The sequence below is a fragment of the uncultured Acetobacterium sp. genome, from assembly GCF_927416815.1.
GTDB lineage: Bacteria > Bacillota > Clostridia > Eubacteriales > Eubacteriaceae > Acetobacterium.
The window spans coordinates 1-6,654 of the sequence record NZ_CAKMJU010000053.1 but is presented as its reverse complement, the minus strand read 5'-3'; the positions used below and the strand labels follow the sequence as shown (position 1 = coordinate 6,654).

Here is a 6,654-nt window from a genome sequence, read left to right as displayed (position 1 = left end):
CTGAGGAGCGGTTTTACTGATAATCGAAGACCACGATGTGTTCGATGAAAAAATCGGAGGAATAGATGGAATCCCCTTATGACAAAAAAAGACAGTTCATTTTAAATGCTGTATATATTCTATTAGTTGCGGCTATTGTATACCTAATTTTCGAGTATGCAATATCATTGTTGAGCCCTTTTATCTTGGCTTTTCTGATTGCTTATCTGCTTAAAGGGCCAGCCAAAGCGATTTCGGAATTAACAAAACTACCCAATAAGCTGGTGTCATTTATTCTGGTGCTGGTGTTTTATGGTGGAGCCGGGATTCTATTGTCGTTGGTGGGGGTCAAATTGATCTCTATAATTTCGCAAACGAGCAGTGCATTACCAGACATCTATGAGTATCAACTCAGACCTTTTCTGATGACCACCTTTGATGGGATTGAACAGACCGTTTTTCTGATTGATGCTGCCCTTGTTGACGTTTTGAATTCGGCGACGGAACAGCTGATCAATTCCTTAGGGGATAATGTAACCAGCATATCATTGGCATTTGTAGCATTCTTATCCGATCTTGCAGGATCCTTGCCGACTTTTTTAATACGAATTTTATTGATGGTGATCGCAACCTTTTTTATGGCTGTTGATTATGAGATGCTGTCATCCTTTGTTTTCAGGCAGTTTTCTGAAAAAGGAAATGAGATTATCCAAACAATAAAGAACTATATTGTTAATACCTTGTTTGTTGTCATCCGATCCTATGCACTGATTATGTCAATTACTTTTGTTGAACTCTCGATTGGGCTTTCAATTGTCGGGATTGACAATCCCATCCTGATTGCCTTTTTTATTGCGATCTTTGATATTTTACCAGTGCTGGGAACCGGCGGCATTATGATTCCCTGGACAATTATCACCCTGATTCAGGGAAATTATCAGACTGGGCTGGGATTGCTCCTGGTTTATGTTTTTGTGACGGTTATCCGTAATATTTTAGAGCCAAAAATCGTCGGTGGACAGCTGGGGCTTCATCCGGTGGTAGCTTTAATGAGTATGTTTTTAGGTGTGAATTTACTGGGGGTTCTAGGTCTGTTTGGATTTCCAATTGCGCTCTCGCTGCTGAAACATTTAAATGATGTGGGGACAGTGAAATTGTTCAAATAAGCGCATGAGGATGGAGGTATAGATTTCTCGGCAAGTGATAAATAATGCTAAGCCGACAAGATCATCGGCAAGGTGAGCCCATCATTCAGTAATTTAAAGCCTTCAAAAAGTGGCAAAATCGGTTACGATCAAGTCAAGCGATTGGTCAAGGCTGATATTAATACCACCGATAAATTGACACTCGATATCGATGGAAAAGTCCGACGGGCAATCAAAAGAAAATTCAATTAAGCAGGAGGTTTCATGAACACAAAGACGATCACTTTAGGTGACCATTGATGAAGCCTGCGACCTGATGGTGTCGCTACTAATTCAGAAAGACGAACCAGCGGATCGCTGCCAAATGCCCGCCGCAAAAAAAGAAGACCCCGCTGCGGCAACACCTGAAGTCCTAAAATGTTCTAACTGCGATCAACAGCTCGCACCCGGTGCGAAGTTCTGTGTCTATTGCGGCACCTCAGCAGCGCTGCCAGCCCCACCAAAGACCATATTCTGCCAATACTGCGGTGCCAAACTGGCGCCCGGGATGCGTTTCTGCGCCAAATGCGGCAAACCCAGCGCTTAAGCTGTAATCAACTACGATCGATCATAAAAAGACTTCCGATGCTCCGAAGTCTTTTTGATCTTGGGTTTTTATTCTGTTTTATTATTTTGAGCGTCTTCAATCAGGTCAATATTTTAAGCACTGAGGAATAAAGCTCCTGGGTATTTTCTTTCCAGCGATTACAGATATCCAACGCCAGCTTTAATGTCGGCGCATTTAATGATATTTCCATTAAAACCATGTTGTTTTCTTGCAATTTTAAGTCGATCAGATAATCGGTTTCGCTTAATTTCTGGTAGTTGGCGGTAATTTTTACTTCCTTGAAGATCTTTTCGCGGTTTTCCTTAAGATAAAGATCGATCATATCGGTAATATAAGCCGGAATTTTAGTGCAGAAGAGCTTTAGTGATTCTTTACCAATCGCGGATAAGGTAAGCACTGACTTGCCATCATAATCCAACACCGAAAGAAATTCATCCTTAATCAGATCATCAATATATAATTGAATATCAAAATAACCAATTTGTAAATTTTCAATAACGATCAAGGCGATCTGTTCCCGGGTTAATGAGGTTTTGATTTTTTTTAAGACATAGAGAATGATCAGTTTATCCTCAGCCTGCTGTTCAGAATTAAAGAGCATGAATCCCACCACCTTTGTTTTGCTACTAACATTGTATCATATCACTGATTTAATATCCCTATTTCTAACCAAAAAAGAGGAAAAAATGAAAAAAGAAGTCACCCGCAATCACGCCCAGTCAAAAAACCATTTTAACCTGATGATTCGCAATTTAGGCCATTCATTAGGCGCAAGCGAAATCGGTTTCTCCGATTTAAGCCGATTGCCAGCCCAAAAACGGATGCACTATAATCACGCCATCACGGTGATGATCAAGCTTTCTGATGGTATTCTAAATCAGATTGAGGACGCGCCAACACATACCTATTTCAGCCATTACCGCAGTGTTAACCGGCTGCTTGATGACATCAGTCTGCGAATTTTATTGGCGCTTGAAGCCCAGAATTACGCTAGTGTCGCGATTCCTGCTTCGCAATCAGTTACCGATCCTGATGATCCATTTACCGGGGCATTTGCCCACAAAACCGCAGCTGTGCTGGCGGGAATGGGCTGGATCGGCTGCTCTGCCTTATTCATTCATCAGCGTTACGGCCCGCGGGTGCGCCTCGCGACCATCTTAACCAATGCCCCAGTCGCTGCGGGCGAGCCAATTACCCAAAGCGGTTGCGGTTCCTGCCGCGCCTGTGTCAGTGCCTGCCCAGCGCTGGCCATCGAAGGACAGCTGTGGACACCAGGGCTGGCGCGTAATGCCCTTTATGATGCCAATGCCTGCAGCCAGCATATGAAGGATGCCTTCCATCATATTGGTCGGGGAGCGGTCTGCGGCCTCTGTGTGGTCGCCTGTCCGATCGGGAAATAAATACATTTTAAGCGCTTCATTAATACAAATTAGTGTTATGGATCCGTTAAAGACTGTTTAACTGAGGAAAAATTCTTAAATAGGTTTTTTTTTCTCCAAAAATATTATATAATAGATGAGGAGAACTGCCGGCTGGTTTTGCTGGCAGTTTTTAAATTGCAAAGAAACAGAGAGATACCTTGAAAAAATTTATTATAAACGGCGTCGAGGATGATAGCATTCTCGATCAAATGGAAATCACGGCGGGGGATATACTGCTATCGATCAATGGCCTGCCGGTAACGGATATCCTTGATTATCGCTATCTGATCGCTGACGAGAGCTTAGAAGTAGAAATAGAAAAAGCAGATGGCGAGATCTGGCTACTCGATATTGAAAAAGAATACGAGGATGATCTGGGTGTCATCTTTCCCGAAGCGATGATTGGCACCAAAACCTGCAAGAACAATTGCGTTTTTTGTTTTATCGATCAGCTGCCGACGGGCATGCGCGAAAGCCTGTATGTTAAAGATGATGATGAACGCTTGTCGTTTTTAACTGGCAATTATATTACCATGACCAATCTGACGCCCGATGAACTCAATCGGATTATTCGCTACCGCATTATGCCGATGAATCTATCGATCCATACCACCAATCCCGAGTTACGGATCAAAATGCTTAGAAACCGTTTTGCCGGCGATGTGATGTCCTATTTAGAAAGCTTTTACGATAATGGCATTGTCATGAACGGACAAATCGTCCTGGTGCCGGATTATAATGACGGCCTTGAACTGGCACAGACCCTCAACGATTTAAAAGCCTTTTATCCGGTTTTGCAGTCCCTTTCAGTCGTCCCAGTCGGTCTTTCTGAGCATCGCCAGGGTCTTGAAAGCTTGCGTCTTTTTAATCAGGAGGATGCCTTAAAAACGCTCGAAATGATTAATGCCGTCCACGATGAAATGGCAGCAAAACACGGCGAAGGCTTTGTCTATCCCAGCGACGAGTTTTTTTTACTGGCCGGAATACCCATTCCCGACAGCGACTATTATAGCGGCTTTCCGCAAATTGAAAATGGGGTAGGGATGATCGCCGATTTTAAAGCCTCGGTCACAGAAAGCTTAGCACAAAGAAAAACAAGCGCTGCTATGTCGCCAGTCAAGACCACTAGCAAAAGAATTGGGCTCCTAACCGGAAGAGCGGCGGAACCTTTTCTTAGCAATCTGCTTGCTGAGATTAAGCAGCATTATCCGCGCTTAGATCTTAGCCTTTTCCCGATTACTAACCATTTCTTTGGCGAAGCCATTACCGTCTCCGGGCTGCTCACCGGTTGTGACATCCTGGCGCAAGTAAAACCGCAGTTTGAAAAAAATCCCATCGATTTGCTGCTGTTGCCAGAGAATGCCCTGCGCAGCGGTACCGATACCTTACTCGACGACTGGACCCTGGAAACCTTAGGCCAAGCCCTTGGTGTGACCATCGCGGGCGTTGCGGTTTCGGGTGAAGCCCTGCTGCAAGCCTTATTAGAGGCTTAGAATTGAATTAGAGTGAATGAGCAAGACAACTAAAGAAATACAAAAAAATATTATCAAAGTTTAATTATAAAATACTATTACAAATTAATGAATATAGATGAAGTGAGGAAATTACATGCCAAAGCCTATCGTAGCAGTGGTTGGCCGCCCGAATGTGGGCAAGTCAACGCTGTTTAATAAATTAGTTGGAGAACGAATTGCCATTGTCGAAGATACCCCCGGGGTGACCCGTGATCGGATCATTGCCGATGCCGAATGGCAAAACCACCATTTTACCCTGATCGACACCGGCGGGATCGAGCCCCATACCAAGGATGACATTCTTTTGCAGATGCGGGTTCAGGCAGAAATCGCCATTGATATGGCCGATCTGATTGTCCTGATGGTTGACGGTCGCGAAGGCATGACCGCCTCGGATTTAGAAGTTGCCAATATGATTCGCAAACATGAAAAAGATGTTTTATTGGCCGTTAATAAGGTCGACAGCCAAAGCCTGGAAAACAATGTTTTTGAATTTTATAACTTGGGAATCGGGGAGCCACTGGCCATTTCTGCCGAGCAGGGTTTAGGCTTAGGGGATTTTCTTGACGAAATCATCAACCATGTTAAGCGCTACTACGACGAAGAAGAGAGCCAGGATGATCGGCTCCGGGTAGCCGTAATCGGCAAACCAAATGTCGGCAAGTCGACCCTGATTAATAAGGTACTCGGTGAAGAACGGCTGATTGTCAGCGATATCCCCGGTACCACCCGCGACGCCGTTGATACCAGTGTCCGATACGACGGGGAAGACTATGTCTTAATTGATACCGCCGGCCTGCGCCGCAAGAAAAAAATCTATGAAGACATTGAACGTTATAGTATTGTTCGCGCGATTGCCGCGGTTGAACGCAGTCAGGTAGTGTTGGTTTTAATTGACGGATCCCAGGGCGTCACCGAACAGGATGCCAAAATTGCCGGAATTGCCCATAATCGCTCCAAACCATCGATCATTATTGTCAATAAATGGGACGCCGTTGAAAAAGACAATAAAACCATGAAGAAGATGGAAGATGATATCCGTGATGCGCTGTCATTTATGGATTATGCGCCGATCATCTTTATCTCGGCCAAAACCGGACAGCGACTCGGTAAAATATTTGAAACCATTGAATATGTCAAAGCCCAGAGCGCCAAACGGATCACTACCGGTAAGGTCAATGAAGCACTGGCCGAATTTGTGATGATGAAACAGCCGCCATCAAAACATGGCCGACGCCTAAAACTCTATTATGCATCCCAGGTGGCCATTAATCCACCAACATTTGTGGTTTTTGTCAATGATATGACCTTGGTGCATTTTTCATATCAGCGTTACCTGGAAAACAAAATCCGCGAAACCTTTGATTTCTTTGGCACCCCAATTCGCTTTTTTATCCGGGAACGTAGCGAGTAAGATTTAAGTCGTTTGATGCACATTTAGTTTGACGAACTTTAAGACGAACTTTAAGACGAACATTTAAGACGAGCATTTAATTAAAACCGAATTTAAGAGCGAGAATTTTGCAGCAAGGCGAGCAGAATTTTCGTTCTTTTTGAATATCGAATTTTAGTCAGATGATTAACTCAGTGACTAGCATGAAAATTATCAGAATACAGATTGAAAGAAATTAAAAGAAATAAAAAAAAATCAATTAAAATATATATATCTCAACTTTCCCAGCTTAATTGACCAAACAAAGCCTTTATAAAAGAGGCCTGAGAGTCAATCCATTGCTGGAGTTGATTTTTTAACAGTGTAGACTTTCTAGAGCCTACCAAATTTAATTGTTCAACAAATAAGCTCATCAAACTTTGAAGAGCGGTTGAGAGTGCGCAAGCATGTGGTCTGGACTTGGGCGAATTGGTGGAAATGCTTTCGATGATTTACAAGAAAATTGGTGTGCTTGATTTTTATGCGCTTGAAACCGCTCTAAACCAGATTAGCAACCCTCAAAGTCTAATCCTTCCTTATGCCTTTATGATTACTG

7 protein-coding genes are annotated in these 6,654 nt (G+C 43.4%); 6 read left to right on the top strand and 1 reads right to left on the bottom strand.

Translation table 11 applies throughout. The features are described 5' to 3' along the window. The first annotated feature begins 65 nt into the window (after positions 1 to 65). The 3 genes from ytvI to QZ998_RS08590 all read left to right on the top strand — a co-directional run bounded on the left by ytvI (position 66) and on the right by QZ998_RS08590 (position 1,710). The gene (gene ytvI, locus QZ998_RS08600) at positions 66 to 1,145 is read left to right on the top strand and encodes a sporulation integral membrane protein YtvI (RefSeq protein ID WP_296559723.1); all 1,080 of its coding nucleotides are present in this window, start codon (positions 66 to 68) and stop codon (positions 1,143 to 1,145) included. Positions 1,146 to 1,217: 72 nt separating this feature from the next. Beyond that, entirely contained in the window at positions 1,218 to 1,376 is a 159-nt protein-coding gene (locus tag QZ998_RS08595) for a hypothetical protein (protein WP_296559721.1), read from the top strand. A 37-nt stretch (positions 1,377 to 1,413) separates the two neighbouring features. After that, the gene (locus QZ998_RS08590) at positions 1,414 to 1,710 is read left to right on the top strand and encodes a zinc ribbon domain-containing protein (protein ID WP_296559719.1); all 297 of its coding nucleotides are present in this window, start codon (positions 1,414 to 1,416) and stop codon (positions 1,708 to 1,710) included. A 100-nt stretch (positions 1,711 to 1,810) separates the two neighbouring features. Here QZ998_RS08590 and QZ998_RS08585 read toward each other — a convergent pair whose 3' ends face one another. Beyond that, on the bottom strand, positions 1,811 to 2,332 hold the full coding sequence (locus QZ998_RS08585) for a DUF4364 family protein (RefSeq protein ID WP_296559718.1): 522 nt from the start codon (positions 2,330 to 2,332) through the stop codon (positions 1,811 to 1,813). An 85-nt stretch (positions 2,333 to 2,417) separates the two neighbouring features. Between QZ998_RS08585 and QZ998_RS08580 the strand changes: the two genes are divergently transcribed. From QZ998_RS08580 to der, 3 genes are all read left to right on the top strand, one after another. Continuing rightward, positions 2,418 to 3,131, top strand: a complete 714-nt coding sequence (locus QZ998_RS08580; protein WP_296559716.1) for a 4Fe-4S double cluster binding domain-containing protein — start codon at positions 2,418 to 2,420, stop codon at positions 3,129 to 3,131. Positions 3,132 to 3,310: 179 nt separating this feature from the next. Then, positions 3,311 to 4,645 carry a DUF512 domain-containing protein gene (locus QZ998_RS08575; protein ID WP_296559715.1) on the top strand — a complete coding sequence of 445 codons (1,335 nt, stop codon included), beginning with the start codon at positions 3,311 to 3,313 and terminating at the stop codon, positions 4,643 to 4,645. A gap of 115 nt (positions 4,646 to 4,760) precedes the next feature. Further along, the gene (gene der, locus QZ998_RS08570; protein ID WP_296559713.1) at positions 4,761 to 6,080 is read left to right on the top strand and encodes a ribosome biogenesis GTPase Der; all 1,320 of its coding nucleotides are present in this window, start codon (positions 4,761 to 4,763) and stop codon (positions 6,078 to 6,080) included. Positions 6,081 to 6,654: the final 574 nt, after the last annotated feature.